This window comes from Candidatus Binatia bacterium (assembly GCA_036504975.1).
In the GTDB taxonomy this organism is placed as follows: Bacteria; Desulfobacterota; Binatia; order UBA9968; family UBA9968; genus JAJPJQ01.
The window spans coordinates 57,440-82,833 of sequence record DASXUF010000017.1; the positions used below are offsets into that span (position 1 = coordinate 57,440).

Consider the following 25,394-nt stretch of genomic DNA (forward strand, 5'->3'; position numbering starts at 1 on the left):
CGTTCCGTGCGCCCGGTTCCTAGAGATAACGGCTATATGACAAATACCAAGGCCGGTCAACGACCCGCGCCGGATTGTTAACCATCAGTGGCGGCGCTATAGTTTCGGTGATGGCCAAGACGACTCCTCTCGTAGATATTCACCGCGTGCACGGCGCAACGCTCGTCGAACAAGACGGCTGGGTCTTGCCGGCCCGTTTCGGCGCGCCGCTGGAGGAATACCAGGCCGTCCGCTCGGCCGTAGGACTCTTTGACATGTGCGACTACGCCGCGGTCGAGCTCACCGGGCCGGACCGCGCCTCCTATCTTCAGGGCATGGTCAGCAACGACGTTAAAAAACTCACGCTGGGAAGCGGAGTCTATGCAGCCGTGCTCGACGTGAACGGCAAGATCCTCGCGGATTTGAGAGTTCTTTGTGCTGAAGAGTCTTTAATCATTTTACTGAAGGACTTCTTGAAAGAAAAAGTCATCGCCCAACTGAACCGCTATCTCGTGGCGGACGACGTCGAGATCAGCGACGCCGCCGGGCGTTATGGAATGATTTCCCTTCAGGGCCCGCACGCCTTCCTTTTATTGAATGCCGCCGCTCCCCATCAGGACCCGCCCGTGCATATGAACGAGCATCGTGTGCTCCGCATCGTAGAGCGGGAGGTCCGAGCGATTCGCGCGACCCACACCGGCGAAGAAGGGTTCGATCTCTTGATGGAGGTCGAAAATCTCGCGCAGGTCGTCGGCGAAATCGAAAGGGCCGGAACGGCGCTCGCTCTCCGCTGGGCGGGGCTCCAGGCGCAGGAAATCCTTCGGGTCGAGGCCGGCCTGCCGCGCTACGGCATCGACATGGACGAAGATAATTTATTGCTGGAGACCGGCCTGGAGCACGCCGTGAGTTTCAACAAAGGCTGTTACATCGGCCAGGAAGTGATCGAGCGCGTGCGCTCGCGCGGCCACGTCAACCGGAAACTCGCCGGCATCGCGCTCGACGGGGAAAGCCCGGCGCAGCGCTGCGACAAGATCCATGCCGACGGAAAAGAAATCGGCCGAGTCACCAGCTCGGTTTTTTCGCCGAAGATCGGTCGGCCCATCGCTCTCGGCTACGTGCACCGCGATTACTGGGCGCCGGGCACGACGGTCTCCGTCGAACGAAACGGCGAGCGGATCGGCGGCATGGTTACAGCCCTGCCTTTCGTGTATTCGACTTCCCCTTGAAAGCCGCTGGGAGCTGGGATAGATAATCGCACTCCAGGAAAGAAAGGAGATCCAAGGATGGCAGCATTCGTTAAGGTGTGCAAAAAAACAGATATCCCGGCAGGATCTGGCAAGACCGTTGACGTTAACGGCAAAGCGGTTGCTCTCTTCAACGTAGATGGAAACTTTCACGCCGTCGATAATACTTGCCTGCACCGCGGCGGACCTCTCGGCGAAGGCGAGCTGGACGGCAAAATCGTTACCTGTCCCTGGCACGGTTGGAGGTACGATGTAACGACCGGCACAAACGAACTCACCCCGTCGGTGACGGTGGCCAAATATGAAGTAAAGGTCGAGGGGGAGGACGTACTGGTCGCCGCGTAGACTTTCAATCTCAGCGTTCGGCAAGTTGACCGTTCGTACTTCGACTAAGCTCAGCACGAACGGTAAAACTGGGACCGGTCATCCTGAGCCCGTCGAAGGATGACTCAGCGTTCCTTACAAAATCTTTCTAACTTCGATTGATTTTATCCAGCTCCTCCAGCAGCTCTTTGTTCTCGGGAATTCCCTTGTCGTATTCTTTGCGGTAGCGGATCATGCCCCGCTTGTCGATGATGACGACGGTCCGCTTGGGGTATCCTTCCGGGCGCAGACAATTGTAGAGGGCGGTCACCGCTCCGTGCGGATAAAAATCCGACAGCATCGGGAAATTGATTCCGCCCATCTTCTCGGCGAACGCCTTGTGTGAAAAAACCGAATCGACGCTTACGCTCAGAACCTGAGCGTCTCTGGCCTCGAACTCCTTGCGGTCGGCTTCGAGGTTGGTCAGCTCCTGCTGTCAGCCGCCGGTGAAATCCAGCGGATAAAACGCCAGCACGACGCTCTTCTTGCTGGCAAAGTCTTGCAAGCCGACTTTTTGTTCCCGCGATACGGGAAGAGTGAAATCGGGTGCCTTCTGGCCCACATCGACGGTCGCCATACAAATCCTCCTTTAAAATCGAATCGTCCAGTAATCCATTACTTCATTTTGGCGCCGAGGTAAACCCTGATGTAATCTCTCAACGCCTCGCGCGTACTGTCAAAGCCGAGGTCGTCCCAGGGAATTTCCCGAGAATCGAACGTGGCGGCCTCGACGGACTCGTCGCCGGCTTCGAGCTGGCCGCCGATCACCTCCGCCGCGTAGACTACGATCACGTTGGGAGAACCCTTGTACGAATACACGCCGACGACCGGCCCGAGACGAACGTCGAGACAGGATTCTTCCCGCGTCTCGCGAATCGCCGCGTCCATAACGCTTTCGCCGCGATCGACGTAGCCGCCGGGAAAGACCCACTTGCCGAGCGCCGGCTCGACGCCGCGGCGCAGCAGGACCACGCGTTGGTCGATCGTGAACAACGTCCCGGCGACGACCTTTGGATCGAGATAAAAAATAAACGAGCATCCCGCGCACACGAGCCGCTTGGGCTCGCCGGCCTTCATCAGACGACGTTCCAAACCGCCGCCACACTGCGGGCAAAAACGATACTCGACGTGGCCGTGGCCGTGCTCTTTTAGGTGCGCCATTTTTCTTATTTATCTTGGGACCTCAGGCTTCCGTGTGATGCAAGGCTCGGAAATCGCACCGCCGAGGCGCGGAGGGCACGTCCTTCGACTAAGCTCAGGATGCGCAGCTATGAAGGAATTCCGCTCGTGGTGAGCTTGTCGAACCATGCGAACTCCGTGTCTCGGTGGTGAATGATTCTTCACAGGAAACCCTGAATAGCCTTTATCTTAGACTCGGTTGAAACAAAAGAGGGTATTCGGTAAGCCTTAGCCATGCTGCGCGCCGTGATCTTCGACTTCAATGGAATTTTGGTGAACGACGAGCCGATTCATTGGGAATTGTTCCGCAGAGTTCTGCTCGAAGAGGGCTTGGCGCTTAGCGACAAGGAATACTACGAGCGCTATCTCGGCATGGATGACCGCGGCTGCTTCAGGGCGGTTTTCCAAGACCGGGGACGGTCGTTGAACGACGCCGCGCTCGCGAAGTTGATCAAGCGCAAGGCGGAATACTATCGCGCGTCGATCGCCGATCGCATGGTCGTTTTTCCCGGCGTGAAGGAGCTGGTGCCGGAGCTTGCCGCGCGCTTTCCGCTCGCCGTCGCCTCGGGCGCGCTGCGCGACGAAATCGAGCTAGTCTTGCAAAGCTTCGGCTTGAGAAATTTATTTCGTGCGATCGCGAGCGCGGAAGACGTCGCCGAAGGCAAGCCCGATCCCGGGATCTTTTTGAAAGCCCTTCAGACGCTCAACGATGAGTCCGGCGAGTCGGGGCCAGGCAAGGAATTGATTCGCCCTTCCGAGTGCCTCGTGATCGAGGACTCCAAGGAGGGAATCCTGGCCGCGCACCGCGCCGGCATGAAGTGCCTGGCGGTCGCCAACTCCTATCCCGCCCACGATCTCGCCTCGGCGAACGCCGTGGCCGACAGCCTGAAAGACGTGACCGTCGCGCTGCTCGAATCCCTGTTCAAGTAATTCTTGCAGACTTCTTCTGCGCCGGTTTTCTTGCTCATGCCTCACGCCTCTCGCCTCATGCCTATCGGTACGGTGTTTGCTGCGGCCGGATGGTGATTTCGACCGGGCACGAAGTTGTCGGCAAAGACAGCACGAACAACACGGTCTCCGCGATATCGTCCGGCTGGATCATCTTGCTGCGGTCCAATCGTTTGTTGGGCGGAATCAACGGCGTATCCACGAATCCCGGAAGGATCACGGAAACTTTGATGCCGTATTCGCGCACCTCTTCGAAAAGCGACTGCGTGAATCCGATCACGCCGAATTTCGACGCCGAGTACGCGGCGGTGTTCGCCGAGCCCGCTTTGCCGGAGATCGAACCGATGTTGATGACCGCCCCGCTCTTTTTTTGCAGCAGCGTCGGAAGAACCAGGCGGGTCATGATCATCGTCGCTCGCAGGTTGACCTGAAGCGTCCTGTCCACCTCTTCGATCTTGCTGTTCGCCACCGGCGCGGTTTTTCCCCATCCCGCGTTATTGACCAGAATATCGATCGACTCCCACTCTTTCAGCGTGCGCTCGACGAGACGCTCCATATCTTCGTCGCGCGTGACGTCCGTTGGCAAGACGAGCGCGTCGCCGTCACTGCTCCTGATCTCCTCGGCCACGGCGCGCAGCTCCGGCTCGCTCCGCGCCGCGAGCGCCACGCGCGCGCCGGCCCGGCTCAGCGCCAGGGCGATCGCCCGGCCGATGCCGCGGCCCGCGCCGGTGACGATCGCGACTTTATTCGTCAAAGACTTCATAAATTCGCCGGCGCATGAACTCAGTGCACGGTCGAAGGCTCGATCGGCGCGGGCGGGTGCGCGACCGGCGAGCCATGATGATGGATCAACAGCCAGCCCTCCGGACGCTTTTCAAAGATGTTCGTCGTCAATACGACCGCGGCGACCGACTCTTGGCCGACACGGTTGGTGAGGTTTTCGTACAGCGTTACCCATGCCAGAGAATCGCGCACCTCGACCCGCGCTTCGGTCAGCACAAAGCGGATCTCGTCCGTATTCTCGAAAATTCTGCGCCAGCTCGTCATGACCGGCTCCCATCCCCGCAACATTTCCCAGCCGGGGTGAAAACATTGGATGGTGTCCGCCTTGAGCCAGACGCGCTCCATCCGCGCGATATCGAAGCTCTCGAAAGCCCGGTAAAAGTTTTCGTTCGCCGTATAAACGGCTCTTTGTTCGCTGGTCATGATTGCTGAGCCTCAGTGCAACGGCCTGGGCGCCATGAAGACGAGAAGGACGAGGCGATCCGGTCCGGGGTTCGTGACACCGTGCTTCTGTCCGGACGGGGCCATCACAATCTCTCCGTCGCCCAGCTCTCTTTCCTCGGTTCCAACCTGAAAGGCCCCTTTGCCCTTCACGACATAATAAATTTTGTCCGAGCCTTCGTGCGCGTGCGCCGCCTGGCTTTGGCCCGGCTCGAAGCAATAGAGATCGCAGAACAGCCGCTCGGTCTCGAAAAGACCGTTCTTCTTCATCTTGTCCGCCGCGAACTGCATCGCCGCGGAAATTTTTTTAAAGTTGGCCATCGCCGTCTCCTTCGAACTCATTGCTTTCATACAGCGCGCCAACCCTGCAAATCAAGAGGAAATTGTTAGATTGCTTCATTGAGGAACCCGCCGGCCTGGGTGTGTCTCGTAGGGCCGATGCGTCGCCCGAGAAATATCCAAGCGTACTTTAGAATTCCACCCTAGAAAACTCGTGCCGCGTAACACCGCCGTATCGCATCGGCCCGGAGAGATACTCCCAGGCCAGCGGTTAGCGGTAAGTCGATGGGTCTTTTTCAACGGCTGTGTTATCTTGACCGCATGAATTCCGTTCTGGTCCGCTATCACGAAATCGCCTTGAAGAAAGGCAACCGTCCTTACTTTATCGACCTGCTGAAGAGAAACCTGGTTTCGGCGGTCGGCGGTCTGCCGCTCACCGAGGCGAAGACGCTGCAAGGGCGAATTCTTCTTTCCTTCGGCGCAGAAGCGCCTCGGGAAGAAATCGGCCGGCGACTCGAGCGCGTCTTCGGCGTCGCCAATTTCTCCTTTGTCGAGCGCATGCCTGCGGACATCGACGAGATCGAAAAACGGATCGTTCAAGCGCTGGACGGCAAACAGTTCGCTTCTTTCCGCATCGACGCGCGCAGAGCGGACAAAGATTTTCCGCTCACGTCTCCCGACATCAATCGCAAGCTCGGAGCCGCCGTCAAGGCGAAGAGCGGCGCCCGCGTAGACCTGGAAAACGCCGAGCTCACCGTATCGGTCGAAATCCTGCCGCGCACGGCGTTCTTCGGCTTCGATAAAATTGCTGGCGCCGGCGGCCTGCCCGTCGGCGCCAGCGGCCGGGTCGTTTCGCTTATCTCCGGCGGCTTCGATTCTCCCGTGGCGGCTTACCGAATGATGCAGCGGGGCTGCCGGCTCATCTTCGTTCATTTTCACAGTGCGCCTTATTTGGACAAGACTTCACAGGAAAAATGCCGCGCGCTGGTGAAGCTCCTTACGCGACACCAGTTCACCTCTCGCCTTTACCTGGTCGCGTTCGGCGAGATTCAGCGCCAGATCGTCGCCGGAGTTTTACGGCCTTTGCGCGTCGTGCTCTATCGCAGGATGATGCTGAGGATCGCTGAAGCGATCGCGAAGAAGGAAAAAGCGCAAGCCCTGGTGACCGGTGAGAGCCTGGCGCAGGTTGCGTCGCAAACGTTGGAAAACCTCGCCGTCATCGGCAAGGCCGCGACTCTTCCCTTGCTTCGTCCGCTGGTCGGCATGGACAAGCAGGAGATCATCGATCAAGCGCGCAGGATCGGCACGTTCGAGACATCGGCGACGCCGGACCAGGACTGCTGCCAGCTTTTCGTGCCCAAGCATCCGGCGACCAAGGCAAAACTCGCCGACGTCGAAGTAGCGGAAGCGAAGATCGATTTTCTGGCGCTGGTTCAACTCGGAGTGGAAGGCGCACAGGTTGAAGAATTCAAATTTCCAGAGTGACTTTGCGGCCTTGGCGTCTTGGCGCGATGAAGAATTCGGATCGGATAAAAACGATCTCGCGCAAAGACGCAAAGAGCGCCAAGGAAAACGGTGAACAACCGGTAGAAAATGAAAGTCGGAATTATCGGCGGCGGACCCGCAGGTCTCTACTTCGCACTGCTGATGAAGAAACACGACCCGCAGCACGAGATCGAGATCGTAGAGCAGAACCCGCCCGACAGCACTTACGGCTGGGGCGTCGTTTTTTCGGGCCGCGCCTTGTCATTCCTGGAAGAGAGCGACCGCGATTCCTACGCCGATATCGCCCGCAGGCTTGAACTTTGGGACCAACAAGGGATTGTCCACAAAAGTCAAAGGGTCGCGATTCGCGGCGGCACATTTTCCGGGCTCGCTCGAATCGACCTCTTGCGCATTTTACAAGAACACTGTCGGAAAGCCGGCGTAATATTCCACTTTCAAACCCGGGTCTCCGATCCGGAGCTTTTTTCCGACTGTGACCTCGTCGTCGGCGCGGACGGCGTCAACAGCATCGTGCGGCAGAAATATCGGGAACACTTTCAACCGACGCTGGACGTGCGGTCGAACAAATATGTCTGGTACGGAACGAATCAGCGGTTCGACTCCCTGACCTTGATCTTTCGCCAAAACCAAGACGGTGTCTTCGTCGCCCATTCTTACAGCCACAGCAAAAGCGCCAGCACTTTCATCGTCGAGTGCGATGCGCCCACCTGGGTTAAAGCAGGCTTTGAATCGATGACCGACGAAGAAAGCCGCAGTTACTGCGAGGAGGTCTTCAAAGACGATCTGGGCGGCCACACGCTGCTGTCGAACAAGTCCGTGTGGATTAATTTCGTCGTGGTGGGTAACCGGCGCTGGAGCTATAAAAACATCGTGCTGATCGGCGACGCGCTCCGCACGGTGCACTTTTCCATCGGCTCAGGCACGAGAACGGCGTTCGAAGACGCGATCGCGCTGTACCGGACCTGTGCGGCGAACGAAAACGTTGAAGCGGCGCTGGGTGAATTTGAGCGAAGCAGAAAGCCGACCGCCGATCGGCTGCTCGAGGTCGCGCATCATAGCCTGGTTTGGTACGAGCGCTTTGGGGACAAGATGGATCTCGATCCCATCCCCTTTGCCTACGATTACATGACGAGAGGCGGAAGAATCGATCACGAAAAGCTGCGCGAGCGAGATCCCGAATTCATCGCCGCGTACGAAGCCTACAAGGCATCGCAGTCGTGAATGCCGGCAAATGTTTCGCCACTCAAAGCGAAATGCGTGGGAGCCCTACTTTTTTTGGGACGCAGTACTCTCTTTTGGAACCGTCCGAAGTACCACACCTCGATCTCGTGCCCAACACTCCCTATCTGTCTCAGGGCACGCTGGACCTTCCTCACTGGTGATTGTAATGCGGTTGCTCTCAATACCTCCACGTGTTTGCAAGTAGTTGACAATACTTTCTGCCCTTTTAGACGGTAAATCCAAACTTTCCCCGGAAAGCGGATTTTGTCTCTTATACCAAACAACAAGTAAGCTATAATTTGGGTTTTGTTTAAAGAACATTGCGAGACGATCCAGAAGTTTTGCGGCATCCGGTTTCAAAGCAGTCTTGTCAAAATCAAACAACACAATGTTGTCAAGAATTACGGTACGTTCAATCTTAGGAGAGGGAGCGGCTTTTTTCGCCTGCTGCTCCACCTCTTCCAACCTCTTTGCCGCTTCTTCCGTTCTCCGCTGCACCTCGGCGACCTGTTTCTCAAATTGAGCAGCCCGCTGAACTTCGGGCTGTTGACCACCACCGGCAGCGGCTTTCCTTTGCAAGGCATTCAATTTTGCCAAGGTCATTGCAAGCTCTTCTTGAGCCACAACGAGATCTTTCGCCCGCATTGCGATACCCTGCTCTAACTTCGCTTGTTCAACTGCCCTTAGTGCGGTTTGCCGCTGCAGATCAGCCTCCCTCTTTTGGAACAAGGATACACTAGTACCCAGAATAAGCATTATCGCAAAAATCGTCTTAAAAACGGTTGGCACACGAAACCGCCGGCTCCTCCTTACTGCGCCCGCTACGCTGTCGTGACTAAGCTCATAATAAAATCCCTTCAGACCAGGGCGGGCCTCTTTTCGTATCAGCTTGGCATCGACAAGTGTTTTCAGCGCATTCTCCGAGATCCCGTATTGTTTACGAATCTGACCGTACTCCATGCTTATTCTGTGGCCGTCTGGACTCAGAAGTCCTAGTTCGCATAGACGTCGCGAGCGGCAACGCTGCCGAAAAGATGAGATCTCTCGCACAGCTTGACGGTAGAAATTTTCGAGGAGTTTTTCCATGTTCTTGGCGCCACCGAGCAATTGGTCATCAACCAGGATGTCTTTTGACCCTTCTTGCTGGCGGCGAAGAACCTGTTGCTCCGCGTGCTGGCAGATAATTTGAAGCTGAAACGGTTCCACTTCACCTTGTCGACTGGCCAGAAAAGCCATTATGCTGTCGAGCGTAGCTTTCTTATAACGAAAAGGCCGCGTCGCGAACACTTCAGGTAAGTCCAGAAGCGCCGGCTCAACCACGGCTCGTCGAGCCGCTTGCGTATCCAACGGTGTGAGACGAAATCGCTGCTCGAAGATTCCGGGAATATTCTGGACAAGTTGCTCCAGCGCTCCCACGTACTCTTCGCGGAAACTCAAGATAATCTTAATTTCTGGTGGCGAGTCCGCATAACGCCCGCGATCTGGCGAGGGCGGCTCCTTACGAATCCTTTCCGGTAAGCCTCGGCCGACAAGCTCCCCCAGTTGACGTGCGAGGGCGACGCGAACAGATTCCGACTGCAGATTGAATACCTCCTCGAATTGATCGAAGACCAGGACCGGTACCTGAAGCGTATCACCGCGCCATAAGTCCGTGGCCTTGAAAAATTCCCACAAACCTTCAGTTTTACGGTCGGTATAGTCAACCGCCTGTTCCTGACAGGTAGTTCGCAGCAACGCAAAAACAGCTTCAATGGGACCGATATCGGGTCGATCAAGCCGTATGCTTACGGGCAGTAGTCCGTACTCGCGGAGTCGTGGGAAAAGGCCTGCTCTTAGAAGAGATGTTTTTCCCAGACCCGATTTGCCGAAAATGACGAGCATGCGAGTCGCTCGAACCCGATGCACTAAATCGTAGATTTCCTGCTCGCGGCCAAAAAACAATCGTTGATCGAGTTCGTTGTCTTCGAAGTACCGTGGACCGGGATATCGCTCGTGTGAGCCGGGCGTCAGAGACAAGACTGTTTCTTCTTCACGCTTCGCTATGGCGACCGCAGCTTTACTCACGATCAGTCCCCTCTAATACGGTTCTGCCGCTTAACCCAGTTCGCCTGGATGTGACTCGCCAGGCGTTCCAGGCCATGTGGATCAGTCAGTTCAACACGCTGTAACTTATCCAGGCGTTCGAGTCCTAGGGACCCTTCCAAAATTGCAGGAATCAGAAAAGACTCGCCCTCATCGAATTCCTTTTGCCGCTCCAGTGCTTCCGCGATCTCTTTATGGATATAACTCCGCGGTTTCGAAAGCATGTTCGGTGTTTGAAGTACAAGTACGTAGTCCACTTGCTTCCCCAGGACATGTACGATGCGTCTATTCCAATCATCGCCACCGCGGAGATCCTGCTGGTCGCGCCATGTATCGACCCCGAGGCTATGTAATTTTTGCTCCACTTCCATCACCCGCTCTTGATCACGCCTATCGTAGCAAAGGAATACTTTGGGAGAGTTGGGCGGTATTTCCCGTACTACTGCCTGTGGAGCTTGTGCTTCGTAGAGCCGACGCAGCTCAGACGCAAAGTCGGACCACGAATAATGCCGGAACTCGATCTTGTGCTCCTGGGTGAAAAACACTGCGCTTTGAGCGCTATCCGGGTGGTCGAAGAATGCAGCACCTTCTACCGCCAACGATCGATTACGATGGCGATACGTTTGCAAGACGTGAAGCAGCACACGCGCGTACCAGCGCTGAAAACCAAAACCAAGAAACAGAAACGACGTGCCAGGGTCGGCGAGCTGACCCGCGATATACGGCGGCAGAGGATGGGTACCTTTGATTATATTTACCAGGAATTCCAGCAAGTCGGTCTCTGTTAATACCAACGAATCTAGTTCCTTAAGATCGCCGTGGAGTTGATAGACGATTGGATGCTGAATAGTACCTTTGGAGAGACTCGTCGGCCGATGTTTCTGGTAATGGTAAAAGTCGTAAGTCGAAGATTTGTGGGCATCTTTCAAAGCGTTTACCATGAAGGGGACATAACTCATGCTCAAACAAAGTGTAAAAGGCAACGCAGCGAGATCTTCATGAAACCGCGAGGTACGCTTCGCAAACGGCGCATAGAAGTCCTTTACTTCCAGTTCCAGATCGTAGTGATCACCTCCGGGACTGTTGCAACGGAGCTGAGCCACCTGGGCTAAGTCCTTCCGAATGATATCTGGCGTATCTGCCGGCAGTTTTCGAGCCAGGTGTTGGGCGAGTTTGGTTGTGAGCGGGGTGTGATCAGGGTCGTCGGGATCAAAAACCATATCAGGTCCGCATACGAGGACACAGTTGCCCCGATTGATCGATTCAATTAAGCGGCGCCAGTCTTGTTCTGAAAGGCTATCTTTCATGTCAGAGTCTTTTTCTAGTCGGGTCGCAATTCCGTTTCAGGACAACTGCACCTAGAACAACTAACTCAACGTTAGCTCGGCCTTTCCAATTCCGCCGGCCGGAATTGTGACGGATATTTCAGATGCTTTGGGAGTACCGTTAATGATTCCTTCCGCCTTTACGACATGCACTCCAGGCGACAACTCTCGAAGAGCTGCGCTCTTACCGGTATAGTTGGCCGGACTTCCTCCGTCGATCGAGAGTTTCCAAACCGCCGCGCTCTGATCGCCATTCGTTACAGTTACGTTTAAACCTCCCAACTCGCTCACAGCCGCCTTTGCCCTCGCGGCCTCTTCTACTTGCTTCAAACTTTCCTGAAATTCGCGAATCCAAGTATTCGTCTCCTCTTGGACGACCGTTGTGACCTGATTAATAAAAGTCTTCGCCCGGCCCAGCATCGTTTGGACCTGGTCATCCGTCGGGTCTGATCCCTTCCAACCCGCTTTCAAGGTTTGCCATTCCAATTCGAACTCCCGTAGAAGCTGACGAATCCGCAGCTCCGCCGAAATGTAACGCATCCACCCGCTGGAAAAACCAAAGAAGCGGTCGACTACGATCATCGCGGCGGCAATACCCAAAGACACGGAAGCCCATGCCGGCTGTATCAACGGCTTGCCGTCCTCAACAAAAATCTGAACTACCATCGGAATAATTCCGGCCAGTGCTGTTAGAACGATTGCTCCCATTCGCGCCCGCATTGCCCATTGCTGTTTAGGTCGTTTTGCTTTCAAGTACCAATCTATAGCGCTTTTAGCCTCGGCCGTTAGGTGATCAAATAAAAGCTCAAGAGAATTCTGGCGCTTGCTAGGCTCCCATTCTAATTTAGGAAGTGGAGAATGTTGAATGTCCGTCCGCTTAGGCATTCCTGACTGTTTCCGCCTTATGGCAATCAATCCTCAGCCTAGCTGGTTGGTTAGTAAAATAGGGCGAATTGTGGATTGGTGTCAAGACGAAACAGGGATGATCCCGAATCAAATAATTTTTGCGTCGCTTTTGCTCCGTCTTTGAAGGACGACTCACTTTTCAAAACGGTAGCTTTGGAGGGCAGGTCAGTCAAAATAAGACGCTGCAATCTACGCTTTTTGGAATCTGAGTTGCCCATCTCTAACCTCTGCCGAAAATTCTACAATTTGAAACGTAATATTCTCGCCGGTTACTTGGATTCCTAAATTATATAAACCATCCGGAAATTTATTAGGTCGCGATCTGTCGGCGTAAAAAATGACAAATTCTTTCTCATCTCCAGCCGCCTCAACCTTTCCAACGACGGTAATAAAGTTGCTCCCACCTGGATTTAAATCGAACGCTGTCCTGTAGGGAATGTCGTCATCTGATGGCCTGTCATGCATCTGCCTGAGCGGAATAGGTAAGAATGGAACTCTATATTCTCTGACGTAAGCTAGCTCCACTTTGATGTTTTTTAGCACCACATCACTTAGATTTTTTATTTCAATTCGATGCATCCGTAGAAAAGCACCAGCCCAAACCTCATCTACTTGTTCATACGATCCTCCGACATCATGTAGAATTGCGACTTTAGCTGTTAACCGGTCCTCGAAATATTCGATGGTTTGGCGTTGCGAGATATCAATTAATACGGGAGTCGCAATGGTACGCACTAGAAAAAATCCCGCAGCAACTATCATGAATGCCCCAAAAATCGATAGGGCAGGAATCACGACATCATCTGTTAGCTTAGGGATTTCCCATTCAAAGATATTTACCAAAAAATACCAGCCTATTACCGTGACTAATGCCGTCTTGAGAACTGAGGCAAAGGATCCAAATATCCCTGTAACCGTATCCTTAAAAGCTTTCGCAAGAATCGTTCTCCAATATTGACCAAAGTGCTTGGCGAACTTCCAAGACAAAACCAGCATACCTGCCCCCCTTCCAATCGCGGGCAGTCTAGGACGTACCTCCGATTTAGGCAAACGATGGCGGAAACTACTTTGGTCTCAAGTCCGACTTGATTACCAAAGCGTTGAGTCGGAGAGTGGCCTGAACTCTAGGTTTAAATTAGTTTTCTCCGGACTCGGATTGTCATTATCTGACGAGTTTTTTCCGCACCGCTTCCCGCAGATCCTTTTTGGAAATCTTTCCCACAGCAGTGGTCGGAAGCCGGTCTAGAATTTCCAGCCGCTCGGGTAGTTTAAATCTAGCGATGCGCTTCTCTTCCCGAAGGAAACTGCTGAGATCTTCTAGGGAAAGCGCCGCTCTCGGTCGAAGGACTACGCACGCGCAGGCCCGCTCGCCCAAGACCGCGTCAGGCATGGCGACAACGGCGGCGTTCAGCACGGCGGGATGGGAAAGAATCAAGCTTTCGACTTCTTCCGCGCTGATCTTTTCGCCGCCGCGGTTGATCGTGTCTTTCTTCCGGCCTTCCACGATCAAGTTGCCGCTCGGATGGCGCCGCACGAGATCGCCGGTGCGGTAGAAGCCGTCGGCGGTGAAGGCGGTCCGATTGTAGTCGTCGGCCTTATAGTATCCCCGGATGGTGTAAGGTCCGCGGCAAAGAAGCTCGCCGATTTCCCCGGGCGCGACTTCTTTTCCGTCATCATCGACGATTCTCGTCTCATCGTCCGCGCTGGCGGGCCTTCCCTGCGTTTCCAGAATGACCTCGATGGGATCGCTGCTGCGAGTCGCGCAGAGAAGCCCTTCCGCCATCCCATAGACTTGCGCCACGACTGGGCCGAAGGCTTTGCGCGCCAGCCGCGCCGGCTCGGCATGGAGGCGCGAGCCGCCGACGATAAGAGTTTTGATCGAGGTCAAATCATAATGCGCTCGTCGAGAGTCGGCGAGCCAGGTGATCACCGAGGCCGGGACCGCCGGAATCCAGGTCACACGCTCGCTTTGCACCAGAGAGAAAACCGTCTCCGGCTCGGGCGACGGCGCAAGAACCACGCGCGCGCCCAGCAGCAGTGCTCCTTGTATTCCCGGGCAAGCGAGCGGGAAGTTGTGCGCGATCGGAACCGAAACGAGGATTACGGTTTCCCCGTCGAAGTCAGTGACGGCGGCGAACTGTTTCGAGTTGTACAGATAATCGTTGTGCGTCCGCGGAATGACCTTTGGAAGGCCCGTCGTCCCGCCGGAGAGTTGGAAGACGGCCGGGGCGTCGGGATCGGGCCGAAGCCGTTCCAGAGATTTTGCCGGGAGTCGATTTTCGATTGCATCGTCGAGGAGATCGGCGACCCGCGTCATGCCGCGTCCGGTGCGCTCTCCGACGACGAAAATCTCTCGGAGCGAGGGGAGCTTGTCGCGCAGCTCCTCGGCCATCGCCACGTAGTCGAAGTTTCTGAACTCCGACGGAATAAACCAGGCGGCCGCGCCCGTGAATCGCGCTAGATACTCGATCTCCGCGTGCCTATGGGCGGGAAGACAAGCGAGCGGGATCGCGCCGACCTTTAGGCAGGCGAAGTAAGCGACAATAAACTCAAGGACGTTCGGAAGCTGGAAAACGACGCGTTTTCCGCCCGAGATCTCGCGCTCGGCGAGGTGAAGCGCGAACCTGTCAACCAGCACTCTTAACTCGCCGTACTTGACCCGGCGCTTTCCATCGACGACGGCGACTCGATCGGAATTCTTTTGGACCGACTGGTCAAAAGCCTCTCCGAGAGTCACGCCAGCCCAGTAACCGCGCTCACGGTACAAGCGGGCAAAATCATCCGGCCATGGAACCGCTCCATTCAACACAACGACCTCCTGGTGATGAAGAATCTGCTTTCAAGCTATCCAACGGCGAGCTTGCCTGTCAACCTGATTGACAAAACTCACTGGACTAGACTAAGCTTAGTCCGATTGTGAACAAGATCAACATTCACCAGGCAAAGACCCAGTTTTCCCGGCTCGTCGAGCGCGCCGCCGGAGGCGAAGAGATCGTCATCGCCAAGTCGGGCAAACCAATCGCCCGCTTGGTTCCTTATACCGCGCGGAACGAGCCCCGCCGGCCCGGGTACCTGCGCGGGAAGATCCGCGTCAAGAAGACATTTGATCGAGCTCTCCCAAAAAAGCTGCTGGCATCCTTTGAAGGTAAATCCTGAGCCGTGGTGCTGCTCCTCGATACCCACGTCCTGATCTGGTGGTTGGCAGACGACCGCAGGCTAAGCAAGGACGCACGCAACTTAATCGCCGACGCCCATCACCGGGTGCTCGTTAGCGCCGCGTCCGTCTGGGAGATTGCCATCAAATCCGCTCTAAAAAGGATTGAAATCGAACTCGACGACCTGGAGGACGCGATTCTCAAAAGCGGATTCGAGCCTTTGCCGATCGCCCTGCTACATGCCGTCCGAGTCGGTCGACTGCCAGATGTTCACCGTGATCCGTTCGACCGCATGCTGGTAGCTCAAGCCGGCGTCGAAGAACTGCGGCTAGTCACTCATGATCGAGTATTCGAGCGCTACGGTCTGACCGCCGAAGGCCTGCCACCCATTTTCGTTTGAAACAAGGGCCGTGAAAGAGAGATAGCCCTGAGCAGATTGATGAGATCGCTGATGCTGGTGTTGGCCCTGATCGTGCTCGGGGTCGTGTTGGCGCCACAAATGGTGCAGGCCCAGGCTCCGGCAAGGATCGGATTCATCTATCCCGACAGCGGGCCGTTCGCTCAGCTCGGCCTCGATATGCGCGACGGCTTCCTGCTTTACTGGAGCGAAGTCGGAAGCCGGGCCGGCGGCCGACCGGTGGAGTTGGTGCTCGAGACCAAGGGGACCAGCAAGCCCGACGAAGGGTTGACCAAGGCGCGGAAGCTGGTGGAGCGGGACCGGGTTCAGATCCTTGGCGGGATCATCTCGACTCCCGTTGCCTATGCGCTGCGGGGAGACGTGATCGAAAACAAAATTCCCATCGTAATTATGCATGCAGGCGCCGATGGGCTCACACAGAGGCAGAAGAGCGACTACGTCTTTCGCTCGTCCTTCGTCAACAGCGACTCGTCGCACCCGCTGGGCGAATGGGCCTATAAGCAGGGCTATCGGAAAATGGCGCTCGCGGCTTCCGACTTCAGCGCCGGCTACGAGCACATCGGGGGCATCGCTCGCACCTTCACGGACGCGGGCGGGCAGGTCATCCAGGAGATCTACCCGCCGCTCGGGGCGCCGGACTTTGCGCCCTATCTGACTCAGATCAAACGCGAGGCCGACGTGGTGGCTGCGTTCTTCGGCGGCGCCGACGCGCTTCGCTTCGTCAGCCAGTACGCCGAATTTGGGCTGAAAGGCAAGATACCGCTGATCGGCAAAGGCCTGACCGACGAGAGCCTCCTTCTTAAGCAAGGGGACGCAGCCATCGATCTCATCACCGCATGGCACTGGAGCGCGGCGCTCGACACCCCGGCCAATAAGCGGTTCATCGACGCGTATGCATCCAAATATAAGCGCCCGGCCACGACGTACGCCGAGCATGGGTACGTGGGAGCGCTGATGATGGCGAAAGCCCTGGAGACGGTGAAAGGTAACGTCGAAAATCAGACCGTGTTTCTCGACGCGCTCCGCCGCGTCGAGGCCGATGCCCCGCGCGGCAAGATGAAGCTCGACGCCTATCACGCGCCGATCCACACGGTCTACGTCCTGAAGGTCGAGAAGAAAGGCGGCGCGCTCCAGAACGTTCCCATCGCCAGCTATCCCAATACCAATCAGTTCTGGAAATGGAATCCGGATGCATTCACGAAACTGACGCCGTATGGTGAGCTAAAAGGAAAGTGGGCGAAGTAAACTACAAGGATGAAGTATGAAGGATGAAGGCGGAAGGTTCAGGGCTTTGCGTTTTTCCCTCTCAATTTCGTTTTGTTTACAATACTCACGAAGATAGCCAGCAGTTCATTTGTTTCGTTCTTTATTGGGATCAATTCCTTCGCATCTACAAGCTCGGATTCGCCTAGAAGCTCCAACAGTAGAAGCTTTCCTCTAACTCCTGTAATCCGCCCTCGATCTTACTTATAAAATCCGCATCGGATTTGGCTCTTTGAGCTTCGCGATAATGTGCCCCAACGGAAGTTCCAGATCGAAGCATTTGATGCCCCAAAATTTGCGCTTCGACTCTCTTGGGTAATGTTGCATAGAGCCGGATGATCGCTAATGCAAAATCTTTCGTCCTTGTTTTTAGACCCTATCCATTTTCATCCTTTTAGCTGCCGTTGTCCTTCATCCTTCCGCCTTCATCCTTGTTCTTCACACCCCCAGGTACCGCGCCTTGATCTCTTCGTTTTCCCACAACTCCTTCGGCAGCGATTCGTGCACGATCTTGCCTTTGCTCATGAGGTAGACGCGGTCCGCTATCCGCAGAGCGAAGCCGAGGTTTTGTTCCACGATGAGGATGGAAACGCCGGTCTCTTTGAGCCGCTGGAGAATCCGGCCCAGCTCCCGGACCAGCAGAGGCGCGAGTCCTTCGGACGGCTCGTCCATCAAGAGGATCGCCGGCTGAGAAATCAGCGCGCGGCCGCAAGCGAGCATCTGCTGCTCGCCGCCCGAGAGGTGATTTCCCGGGTTGCGGAGCCGGTGCTTGAGAACGGGAAAAAGATCGAGAATCTGGCTGAGCCCCCAGCCGGAGTTCGGTCCCTTGCATTGGTTGATGACAAGGTTCTCGCGCACACTCAATGACGGAAAAATACGGCGGCCTTGGGGAACCAGGCCGAAACCCAGACGAGCAATTTGATGCGCGGCAAGGTCGGTGATGTCGCGTCCCTGAAACAGAATCCGGCCGCGACGCGGCGGCGTCAATCCTGTGATGGAGCGGATCAGCGTGGTTTTTCCCACTCCGTTGCGCCCGAGCACGGCCACCACTTCGCCTTCTCCGAGAGCCAGCGAGACTCCCTGAAGGACGTAGCTCTCGCCGTAGTAAGTGTGGATTTCCTTGACTTCAAGCATCAGCGGTTCCCAGGTATATCTCGGTGACTTCCGCGTTTTGTCGGACCTCCGCCGTTGTTCCCTGAGCCAAAATGCGCCCCTGGAAAAGCACCGCCGTCCGCTCGCACAGATCGAAAGCTACGTCCATGTCGTGTTCGATGAGGAGAATGGTCATCTCGGCGGGGAAGCGCCGGATCATGGCCGCCACCGACGCAGTCTCGGCCGGCGACAGGCCGGCGGTCGGCTCATCGAGCAGGAGAACCTTAGGCTTCCCCGCGATCGCCAACACCAGCTCCAACTGCCGCTGCTCTCCGTAAGAGAGCTGCTTGGCCGTCGCCGCGCTCCGATCGAGAAGACTCCATTCTTCGAGAAGGCCGCGCGCACGCTCGAAGAGATGCCGGTACGCGGTAAGAGGCCGGTGCAGTGTGAAGCGAATCGCCTCCGACGCCTGCACCGCCAGCAGAACGTTGTCGAAAACGGTGAGTTGGGAAAAGAGCCGCGTAGTTTGAAACGTCCGGCCCAGACCGAGCCGCGCCCTGCTATGGACGGGCAAACCGGTCGCGTCATGGCCGAACAACATGACCCGCCCCGCCGAGGGAGACGCGAGGCCGGTGACGATGTCGAAGAACGTGGTCTTCCCGGCGCCGTTCGGCCCGATGATGGCAAGACGTTCCCCTGCCGCGACCGCGATGGAAACGTGGTCGAGGGCGCGGAGACCGCCGAAATCTTTCGTGAGACCTTCAACCGAAAGCGCGATCATGAGCGCCGGCTCCTTGACCATCGTTGCAGAAGCCCGACGACTCCGTCCGGAGCGCAGAGAGTCACGATCACGTAGATGACGCCCAAAACGAGGAGCCACCGCTGCGTATAGGCGCTGATCTCGTTCTCCAGATAGACGATGATCGCGGCTCCCAGGGCGGGCCCGAAGAGCGTGCCGGCGCCGCCGAGTATCACCATGAGGAGCGCAGTCGCGGAAAAGATAACGCTCAAGTAGGTCGGACTCACGAAGCCATTGTAGTAGGCGAAGAGGTTGCCGGCCAGCCCCGCGAAGAAGCCGGAAAGGATGAAAGCGCAATACTTGTACAGCCAGACGTTGTAGCCCAGAACTTCCATGCGCGCTTCGCTCTGTCGAATACCGACGAGGGCGTTGCCGAACGGCGAGCGCACGATGATCCAGAGAACGGCGGCGGCAAGGACGAAAAAGATGAATACGAAGTAGTAGAATGCCACGCCGCCGGACAGCGACCACGGCAGGCCGAGATCGGGCCGCGGAACTCCCGGGAGTCCGTCGTCGCCGCCGGTGAGCGAGCGCCAGCCGAAAGCGACGCCCCAAAGGACTTGACCCAGTGCGAGGGTAATCATCAGAAAATAGGCCTCGTGCGTGCGCAAGGCGAGAAGACCGAAGAGCGCGCTGACCGCCGCGGCCATAACGAGGCCCGCAGGGAAGTCGAGCCAAAAATTATTCGCGACGCGAAGGGCGAGAAGGGAGACCGTGTACGCCCCTGCGCCGAAGAAAGCCGCATGGCCGAGGGAAGGGAGCCCCGTGTAGCCGACGAGCAGATCGAGACTCATGGCGAAAAGACCGAAGATCAACATCTTGGTGAGCAAGCCGAGTTGATACGACGAGAGGAGCAGTGGAAGCGCCAGCAGGACCGACGCCGAAACGCCGATGAAGAAAACGCGCGTTTTCATCGGCGGCCGAAAAGTCCCGTGGGCCTGATCGCCAGGATGATCGCCATCGGCGCAAAGATGGTGAAGAGCGCAAACTCCGGGAACAGCGACTTGCCGAAATTGTCGAGCAATCCGATCAGGAGTCCGCCGACGAACGCTCCCTTGAGGCTTCCGAGGCCGCCCACGATGGTCACGACGAACGCCAGGAGAAGAACTTCGAAGTCGGCGCCCGGATAAACCCCGACGAAAGGCCCGCCGAGGATTCCGCCGAGGGCCGCGAGAAACGCGCCGAAACCGAAAACCGCGGTCGAGAGCAGCGAGACGTTGACGCCGACGCCGCGCGCCATCTCTTCGTCGTCCACTCCGGCCCGGATCATCGCGCCAAGACGGGTCTTCTCCTGAAGCCACCAGAGGCCGATACCGATGACGATGCCGGTCGCGATCACGAAGAGGCGATAGCTCGGAAACACGAGGCCGCCTATCCAAATCGAAGAAGAAAATATCTCGGGTTTGGGCAGTGTCTGCGGATTTCCTCCCCAGATCCAGAGGGCGAGGTCGGCGAAGATGAAGAGAAAGCCGAAGGTGAGCAGCACCTGGGGAAGCTCCTGGTTGGGAAAGCGGCGGAGAAAAAAACGCTCCATGACGACGCCGAGGAGCGCGACGGCGATCGGCGCGGCGAGCGCAGCCAGCACGAAACTGTCCGTGAGGCGAACGACGGTGAGTCCGACATAGCCGCCGATGAGATAATACGAGCCGTGCGCGAGATTGAGGATGCGCATGAGGCCGTAGATGAGCGAAAGTCCGGCGGCCAAAAGAAAGAGAAGCATCCCGAAGGAGATGCCGTTCAGGAGTTGGATAATCCAGAAGGTCACTTCAACTCGTGTTCGTGAATCGTGCTCGTGTTCGTCCCCTCCTATCCCCACGAGCACGACGCTTCAGAGAATCGCTTCAGAGTGACACGATCACGAGCACGCTCTATTTGACCCACTTATTCTTCATGTCACCATAGAAAGGCATCGCCATGTACGCTTCCGGACTCCACTTCCAGAATTGACCCGTATTCGGATAGGAAGCGATGACCGTGTTCTGAAGCTTGCCGCCTTTTTTCTCGACCTTCCGAATATAGATGGTGTGAATGGGATTCTGATAATCGTCCAACCTGACCTTGCCGCGGGGAGCGTTGATCTCTATTTTACGCAGCGCCGCCAGGAACGCATCCCGGTTCTCGACGTTCCCTTTGACGGATTCCATCGCCCGGGCGATCATCTGCGCGCTCACGTATCCCTGCTCGGCGTAGACCGTAGCCGCGCGCTTGGTCTTCGCTTCGTAAGCCTCGACGAACTTTTTGTTGTCAGGGGTCTCCAGAGCCGGGGTCCACTGGAGAGACGTCACGATGTCCAGCGCGGCGTCGCCGAGCTTGGGCAGAATAACTTCATCGACGAGGAAGCCTTTTCCGATAAGCGGGATCTTTCCCTTCAAGCCGTACTCCGCGTACTGGTTCACGAAGCGGAGCGCGTCGGCGCCGGCAAAAAAGACCGCGACCACGTCGCCGCTGCGATCGATGGTGGAGATAAAAGGAGCGAAGTCCGCCGTTCCCAGCGGCGAGTAAATCTCCTGGATGATTTTCCCGCCGGCCTCGATAAAGGTCCGGGCGATGCCGCCGACGTGCTCGTATCCTGCGCCGTAATCCGATGCCATCAGGACCATCCGGCGATAGCCGGTTTTATAGGCCCATTCCCCGAGGGGATGCGACGAGTCGCTGTTGGAAAAAGAGGCGCGGAATACATACGGGCTCCGGAGCTTCTGGGTGATCACGTCGGCTCCGGCGTTGGCAACGATGAAGGGAATTTTTTGCGCGTGGGCGTATTCTCTGAGGGCGACCGCGACCGGCGACGAGATCACTCCGGCGAGGACCTGGACGCCGTCCCGCTCGACCAGCTTGCGCGCCTTGGTGAGACCGTCGTCCGGCTTGTTGCTTCCCTTATCCTCGACGATGACTTCCACGGCGCGACCCCCTGCTTTGGATCCGACCTGGCTCCAATAGAGGAGGAAGCCGTCGCGCATGTCCTCCCCAAGGGCGGCGTACACTCCCGTAAGAGGAATCACGAAGCCGATTTTGAACGGCGCCTGCGCGCCGGTCGCGGCGTTGACGAGCAGACTCATGCCGCAGACGAGCGCAACGAAGCCTGTGATGATTCTCCATCGGTTCCGTTGTGTCATTGTCCCCTCCTATCGTATGTGAGATTAGACCAGCCAAGGTCACGATATTTTGCGCGTAAGCTATCGACAAGAAGGCGCGATGTCAAACCGAGGATATCCGGAGGCTGCTACAGGTAATTCTGGATTTCCTGAAGGCTCGGCGGGAAGAAGAGATCCTCGATTTTAAACTGCTTCTTGATCATTCCCTGCTCGTATTCGTAACGCACGGCCGCTTCGAGCGCTTTGCGGTTTTCTTCCAGGTTGTACGGCCAGGGATCGGGGCCGAAAATTTGCTCCTGCTCCTGCATCGTTTCCTTCACCCAGACGATAGTAAAATTGCGCGGGTCTTTCATGCGCTCGTAGCAAATCTCCTTCGAGCGCTGAAAGGCCTGCATGAGGCTCACGGCGACCCACGGATTTTCGCGCAGAATTTCATCCTTGATCACGACCGTGTGCATGATCGGATAGATCCCGCTCTTCTTGTAGTAATCGATCTCCGCCGCCTTGGAGTCGGGAAAAAGCGGGCCGACCTTGGGCGAACCTTTTTTGATGGAAGGCAAGGTCTCGGGATAAAGCGCGCCTTCCAGTTCTCCGTCGACGAGCATCTGATCGATGTTCTTTCCTTTCGGAACGCGCCGGACCTTCATCCATTTCGCCGGCTCGAACGGGACGTCCTCTTCCTCCTGGCACCACCATTCGATCGTATTCAGATCGACGCCGTAGTGGTCCTGCAAAATGCCGCGCATCCAGAGGCCGGCGGAGTTCTGCAATGTGTCGAGGCCGACCCGCTTGCCGTTCAAGTCCGACGGCTTGTCGATGCCGCAGTTCATTCGCTTGACCATATAGCCGTGGCGAAAGCGCCGATGGGGGAAAACCGGAATCGCTTTAAAAGCTCTCTCCTGATCCTGCGCGACCAGATACGCGACCAGCGACAGCTCGCATACGTCGAACTCTTCGTGCCGGAGCATGCGCCCGTGCCTTTCGGGCGACGCCATCGTGAGCACGTTGAGATCGATGCCGGCGGGCACGACTGCGCCTTCCATCAACGGCCGCAAGAGATCGTACGCTCCGCAGGCGAGCGTAAGTTGAAGCTTAGACGTCATTCCCCTCGCCTCCCGACGTGGCGCCGATAATCTTCCGGCGTGTCGATATCGAAAGTTATTCCCGCTTGGTCCGTTTCGATCTCCAGCGTGTCGTCCATGTGCGCGTGGACGACGCGCTTCGCGCCTTGATCGAGCGGCGCACTTAGCAGCTCGCCGAAGAGCCGGCTGGAAAAAATCACCGGATGGCCGCGCCGGCCTTTCCATTTCGGCACCACGATCAGCTTCTTCGATTCGTAAAAACGGTCGATCATGCGATTCACGAGACCCGGATTGACAAAGGGGTGATCCACGAGATGGACCAGAATGCCATCGACCTTTTCCGCCGGCAACGACCGGATCGCCGCGATCAACGACGAAAGCTGTCCTTGGGCATAATCCGGATTCACTACGATAGTCACGGGAAGATGGGCGATCTTCGTCTCGATATCCGCGGCGTTGTGTCCGAGGACGACGACGATTTTTTCGACCTTGACCGCCTTAAGCGATCCTACGATTCGCTCCAGAAACGATTCTTCGCCGATCGGCAGCAGCGCCTTCGGCCGCCCCATCCGGCGCGATTCGCCCGCTGAAAGAACGACGGCGACGATCATACAATGACTCTCTCGATCTCCGTATAACAAACCATCCGAACGGTCAATGCGCGGACCTTCTCTTGACAGCCGACATAGGCAACTTCTATGGTACTCTCTGAAATCACTTGGAAAGAGGAAATTCCATGATCGACGAACTCAAGGACAAAGTCGCGATCGTCACCGGCGGCGCCCACGGCATCGGGAAGGCGTATTGTCAGGCTTTCGCACAGGCCGGCGCCCGGGTTGTTCCTGCGGATATCGACGGCCCGGCGGCGGAACAAGTAGCCGCTGAGCTCAGCGGCAAGACCGAAGGGAAGTCTCTGGCGGTGCGGGTGGACGTAGCCGACGAAGCCTCCACCAAGCAGATGGCCAAAACGGTGCTCGACCGCTTCGGGAGGATCGACATTCTCGTCAACAACGCCGCCATCTTCGCGACGGTGCCGATGAACCGCGGGCGCATCGAGACGATCGACCCGGCGGAATGGGACAGGATGATGGCGGTCAATCTCAGAGGACTCTTCTTCTGCTCGCGCGCGGTGCTACCGGCGATGCGCGCGCAAAAATCCGGCAAGATCGTCAATATCACATCAGGGACGGTATTCTCCGGCAGCCTCGGCCGCATCCACTATGTGACGTCCAAGGCCGGAGTGATCGGCTTCACGCGCACGCTGGCGCGGGAAGTCGGCGACGACGACATTCAAGTCAACTGCGTCGCCCCCGGCTCGACGCTGTCGGAAGAAAATCCCACGGAAGAGATTATCAAGATGCGGCAAGCGCCGGTCGCCACGCGGACATTGAAGCGGCTGCAAAAACCCGAAGACCTCGTCGGCGTGATGCTGTTCCTCTGCTCTCCTCTCAGCGATTTCATGACCGGCCAGACCGTCTCCGTGGACGGCGGACAGAATTTTCTCTAAATGACGCCGGATCGTTCTTGCTCCCGGCGGCTGGCTCTTAACCCTTGACAGTTACCTTCCCGTCCGATAAGTGGGGCGCTAATTGGGTGAGCCTCTCATCGCGATAGACATTCCATCCTAAGAGCGGCATCCCTCATCTTCGACCGGGCTAACCTGAAATTGCCGGCGTCAGGAAATAAATTCAGACCGGCGGGCCTTCTGCCTTCACGACGCGAGCGGCCTAGATGATTCTCGGAGTACCTGCCGAACTCTATCCGGATGAACGACGCGTTGCCCTGGTGCCTGCCGTCGTGCCTATCTTGACCAAGGTTGGGATGACGGTTCTCGTGGAACATGGGGCCGGCGAGAGGGCCGGCTTTGCCGATTCCGTCTACGAAGAACAAGGCGCCGGCATTGCGGCGGATAGGGCTCAACTCTTTTCCCAAGCCGATATCCTCGTTCGAATGCACCGGTTGGCGGTTAATCCCGTCGGTCATGCCGAGCAGGAGTCTTTTCGCTCCGGCCAAGTGCTAATAGGGCTTCTCGACCCATTAGGAGCTCCCGAATCGATCAGGGAACTTGCCGAAAAAGGCGTGACGGCGTTCGCTCTCGAATTACTCCCTCGCATCAGCCGCGCGCAGTCCATGGATGCTTTGAGTTCCATGGCGACGATCGCCGGGTATAAGGCCGTTCTTCTCGCCGCCGACGCGCTCGGGAAGATGTTTCCCATGATGATTACGGCGGCGGGAAC

The 25,394-nt window shown here is 56.8% G+C and carries 28 protein-coding genes; 10 read left to right on the forward strand and 18 right to left on the reverse strand.

Translation table 11 applies throughout. The features are described 5' to 3' along the window. The first annotated feature begins 110 nt into the window (after window positions 1–110). Both VGL70_02595 and VGL70_02600 read left to right on the forward strand, forming a co-directional pair. Window positions 111–1,205, forward strand: coding sequence for an aminomethyltransferase family protein (locus VGL70_02595; protein HEY3302405.1), 1,095 nt, complete (start codon window positions 111–113; stop codon window positions 1,203–1,205). Window positions 1,206–1,262: 57 nt separating this feature from the next. After that, window positions 1,263–1,568 carry a Rieske 2Fe-2S domain-containing protein gene (locus VGL70_02600; GenBank protein HEY3302406.1) on the forward strand — a complete coding sequence of 102 codons (306 nt, stop codon included), beginning with the start codon at window positions 1,263–1,265 and terminating at the stop codon, window positions 1,566–1,568. Between the two features lie 127 nt (window positions 1,569–1,695). Here the strand turns inward: VGL70_02600 and VGL70_02605 are convergent, their stop codons facing one another. Together VGL70_02605 and VGL70_02610 are read right to left on the reverse strand one after the other, a co-directional pair. Then, window positions 1,696–2,163, reverse strand: a complete 468-nt coding sequence (locus VGL70_02605; GenBank protein HEY3302407.1) for a redoxin domain-containing protein — start codon at window positions 2,161–2,163, stop codon at window positions 1,696–1,698. 38 nt (window positions 2,164–2,201) lie between these two features. Beyond that, on the reverse strand, window positions 2,202–2,747 hold the full coding sequence (locus VGL70_02610) for an NUDIX hydrolase (GenBank protein HEY3302408.1): 546 nt from the start codon (window positions 2,745–2,747) through the stop codon (window positions 2,202–2,204). Window positions 2,748–2,999: 252 nt separating this feature from the next. Here VGL70_02610 and VGL70_02615 point away from each other — a divergent pair, with 252 nt between their 5' ends. Continuing rightward, window positions 3,000–3,695 (forward strand): HAD family phosphatase, encoded by a 696-nt coding sequence (locus VGL70_02615; GenBank protein HEY3302409.1) that lies wholly within the window; start codon window positions 3,000–3,002, stop codon window positions 3,693–3,695. Window positions 3,696–3,756: 61 nt separating this feature from the next. Here VGL70_02615 and VGL70_02620 read toward each other — a convergent pair whose 3' ends face one another. From VGL70_02620 to VGL70_02630, 3 genes are read right to left on the reverse strand one after another with little or no spacing between them, the layout of a single operon-like run. After that, entirely contained in the window at window positions 3,757–4,476 is a 720-nt protein-coding gene (locus VGL70_02620; protein HEY3302410.1) for an SDR family NAD(P)-dependent oxidoreductase, read from the reverse strand. A gap of 20 nt (window positions 4,477–4,496) precedes the next feature. Next, the gene (locus VGL70_02625) at window positions 4,497–4,919 is read right to left on the reverse strand and encodes a nuclear transport factor 2 family protein (protein ID HEY3302411.1); all 423 of its coding nucleotides are present in this window, start codon (window positions 4,917–4,919) and stop codon (window positions 4,497–4,499) included. Window positions 4,920–4,931: 12 nt separating this feature from the next. Then, window positions 4,932–5,258 carry a cupin domain-containing protein gene (locus tag VGL70_02630; protein ID HEY3302412.1) on the reverse strand — a complete coding sequence of 109 codons (327 nt, stop codon included), beginning with the start codon at window positions 5,256–5,258 and terminating at the stop codon, window positions 4,932–4,934. Window positions 5,259–5,501: 243 nt separating this feature from the next. On the opposite strand from VGL70_02630, the gene thiI reads away from it, so the two are divergent. Further along, complete coding sequence (thiI, locus tag VGL70_02635) at window positions 5,502–6,701, forward strand: tRNA uracil 4-sulfurtransferase ThiI (protein ID HEY3302413.1); 1,200 nt, start codon at window positions 5,502–5,504, stop codon at window positions 6,699–6,701. A 108-nt stretch (window positions 6,702–6,809) separates the two neighbouring features. Beyond that, complete coding sequence (locus VGL70_02640) at window positions 6,810–7,943, forward strand: FAD-dependent monooxygenase (protein HEY3302414.1); 1,134 nt, start codon at window positions 6,810–6,812, stop codon at window positions 7,941–7,943. Window positions 7,944–7,988: 45 nt separating this feature from the next. On the opposite strand, the gene VGL70_02645 is transcribed toward VGL70_02640, so the two are convergent. The 5 genes from VGL70_02645 to VGL70_02665 form a co-directional block, all read right to left on the reverse strand. Beyond that, the gene (locus VGL70_02645) at window positions 7,989–10,007 is read right to left on the reverse strand and encodes an OmpA family protein (GenBank protein HEY3302415.1); all 2,019 of its coding nucleotides are present in this window, start codon (window positions 10,005–10,007) and stop codon (window positions 7,989–7,991) included. Window positions 10,008–10,009: 2 nt separating this feature from the next. Further along, window positions 10,010–11,332, reverse strand: a complete 1,323-nt coding sequence (locus tag VGL70_02650) for a toll/interleukin-1 receptor domain-containing protein (protein HEY3302416.1) — start codon at window positions 11,330–11,332, stop codon at window positions 10,010–10,012. A 60-nt stretch (window positions 11,333–11,392) separates the two neighbouring features. Continuing rightward, a complete protein-coding gene (locus VGL70_02655) occupies window positions 11,393–12,235 on the reverse strand; it encodes an SLATT domain-containing protein (protein HEY3302417.1) in 843 nt (280 codons plus the stop codon). Window positions 12,236–12,445: 210 nt separating this feature from the next. Continuing rightward, complete coding sequence (locus VGL70_02660) at window positions 12,446–13,252, reverse strand: hypothetical protein (protein HEY3302418.1); 807 nt, start codon at window positions 13,250–13,252, stop codon at window positions 12,446–12,448. 166 nt (window positions 13,253–13,418) lie between these two features. Then, the gene (locus VGL70_02665; GenBank protein HEY3302419.1) at window positions 13,419–15,065 is read right to left on the reverse strand and encodes an AMP-binding protein; all 1,647 of its coding nucleotides are present in this window, start codon (window positions 15,063–15,065) and stop codon (window positions 13,419–13,421) included. Between the two features lie 107 nt (window positions 15,066–15,172). Here VGL70_02665 and VGL70_02670 point away from each other — a divergent pair, with 107 nt between their 5' ends. From VGL70_02670 to VGL70_02680, 3 genes are read left to right on the forward strand one after another with little or no spacing between them, the layout of a single operon-like run. Further along, entirely contained in the window at window positions 15,173–15,412 is a 240-nt protein-coding gene (locus VGL70_02670; protein ID HEY3302420.1) for a type II toxin-antitoxin system Phd/YefM family antitoxin, read from the forward strand. A gap of 3 nt (window positions 15,413–15,415) precedes the next feature. After that, a complete protein-coding gene (locus VGL70_02675; GenBank protein ID HEY3302421.1) occupies window positions 15,416–15,811 on the forward strand; it encodes a type II toxin-antitoxin system VapC family toxin in 396 nt (131 codons plus the stop codon). A 51-nt stretch (window positions 15,812–15,862) separates the two neighbouring features. After that, entirely contained in the window at window positions 15,863–17,074 is a 1,212-nt protein-coding gene (locus tag VGL70_02680) for an ABC transporter substrate-binding protein (GenBank protein HEY3302422.1), read from the forward strand. A gap of 163 nt (window positions 17,075–17,237) precedes the next feature. Here the strand turns inward: VGL70_02680 and VGL70_02685 are convergent, their stop codons facing one another. The 8 genes from VGL70_02685 to VGL70_02720 all read right to left on the reverse strand — a co-directional run bounded on the left by VGL70_02685 (window position 17,238) and on the right by VGL70_02720 (window position 23,768). Beyond that, window positions 17,238–17,432, reverse strand: coding sequence for a four helix bundle protein (locus VGL70_02685; GenBank protein HEY3302423.1), 195 nt, complete (start codon window positions 17,430–17,432; stop codon window positions 17,238–17,240). A 98-nt stretch (window positions 17,433–17,530) separates the two neighbouring features. Beyond that, window positions 17,531–18,226 (reverse strand): ABC transporter ATP-binding protein, encoded by a 696-nt coding sequence (locus tag VGL70_02690; GenBank protein HEY3302424.1) that lies wholly within the window; start codon window positions 18,224–18,226, stop codon window positions 17,531–17,533. Further along, the gene (locus VGL70_02695; protein HEY3302425.1) at window positions 18,219–18,965 is read right to left on the reverse strand and encodes an ABC transporter ATP-binding protein; all 747 of its coding nucleotides are present in this window, start codon (window positions 18,963–18,965) and stop codon (window positions 18,219–18,221) included. Before VGL70_02695 ends, VGL70_02690 begins: the two co-directional genes overlap by 8 nt. Continuing rightward, window positions 18,962–19,897, reverse strand: a complete 936-nt coding sequence (locus VGL70_02700; protein HEY3302426.1) for a branched-chain amino acid ABC transporter permease — start codon at window positions 19,895–19,897, stop codon at window positions 18,962–18,964. The genes VGL70_02695 and VGL70_02700 overlap by 4 nt, the downstream gene beginning before the upstream one ends. Continuing rightward, entirely contained in the window at window positions 19,894–20,748 is an 855-nt protein-coding gene (locus VGL70_02705) for a branched-chain amino acid ABC transporter permease (protein ID HEY3302427.1), read from the reverse strand. Before VGL70_02705 ends, VGL70_02700 begins: the two co-directional genes overlap by 4 nt. Before the next feature lie 103 nt (window positions 20,749–20,851). Further along, window positions 20,852–22,096: an ABC transporter substrate-binding protein gene (locus VGL70_02710; GenBank protein ID HEY3302428.1), complete on the reverse strand. Its 1,245-nt coding sequence runs from the start codon at window positions 22,094–22,096 to the stop codon at window positions 20,852–20,854. 107 nt (window positions 22,097–22,203) lie between these two features. After that, on the reverse strand, window positions 22,204–23,178 hold the full coding sequence (locus VGL70_02715; protein HEY3302429.1) for an ABC transporter substrate-binding protein: 975 nt from the start codon (window positions 23,176–23,178) through the stop codon (window positions 22,204–22,206). Further along, on the reverse strand, window positions 23,175–23,768 hold the full coding sequence (locus VGL70_02720; protein HEY3302430.1) for a nucleotidyltransferase family protein: 594 nt from the start codon (window positions 23,766–23,768) through the stop codon (window positions 23,175–23,177). Before VGL70_02720 ends, VGL70_02715 begins: the two co-directional genes overlap by 4 nt. Window positions 23,769–23,893: 125 nt before the next feature. On the opposite strand from VGL70_02720, the gene VGL70_02725 reads away from it, so the two are divergent. Together VGL70_02725 and VGL70_02730 are read left to right on the forward strand one after the other, a co-directional pair. Then, window positions 23,894–24,664 carry a 3-oxoacyl-ACP reductase family protein gene (locus VGL70_02725; GenBank protein ID HEY3302431.1) on the forward strand — a complete coding sequence of 257 codons (771 nt, stop codon included), beginning with the start codon at window positions 23,894–23,896 and terminating at the stop codon, window positions 24,662–24,664. A 224-nt stretch (window positions 24,665–24,888) separates the two neighbouring features. Beyond that, window positions 24,889–25,394, forward strand: a 506-nt coding sequence (locus VGL70_02730) for an NAD(P)(+) transhydrogenase (Re/Si-specific) subunit alpha (GenBank protein ID HEY3302432.1), incomplete at its 3' end; no start/stop codon positions are given.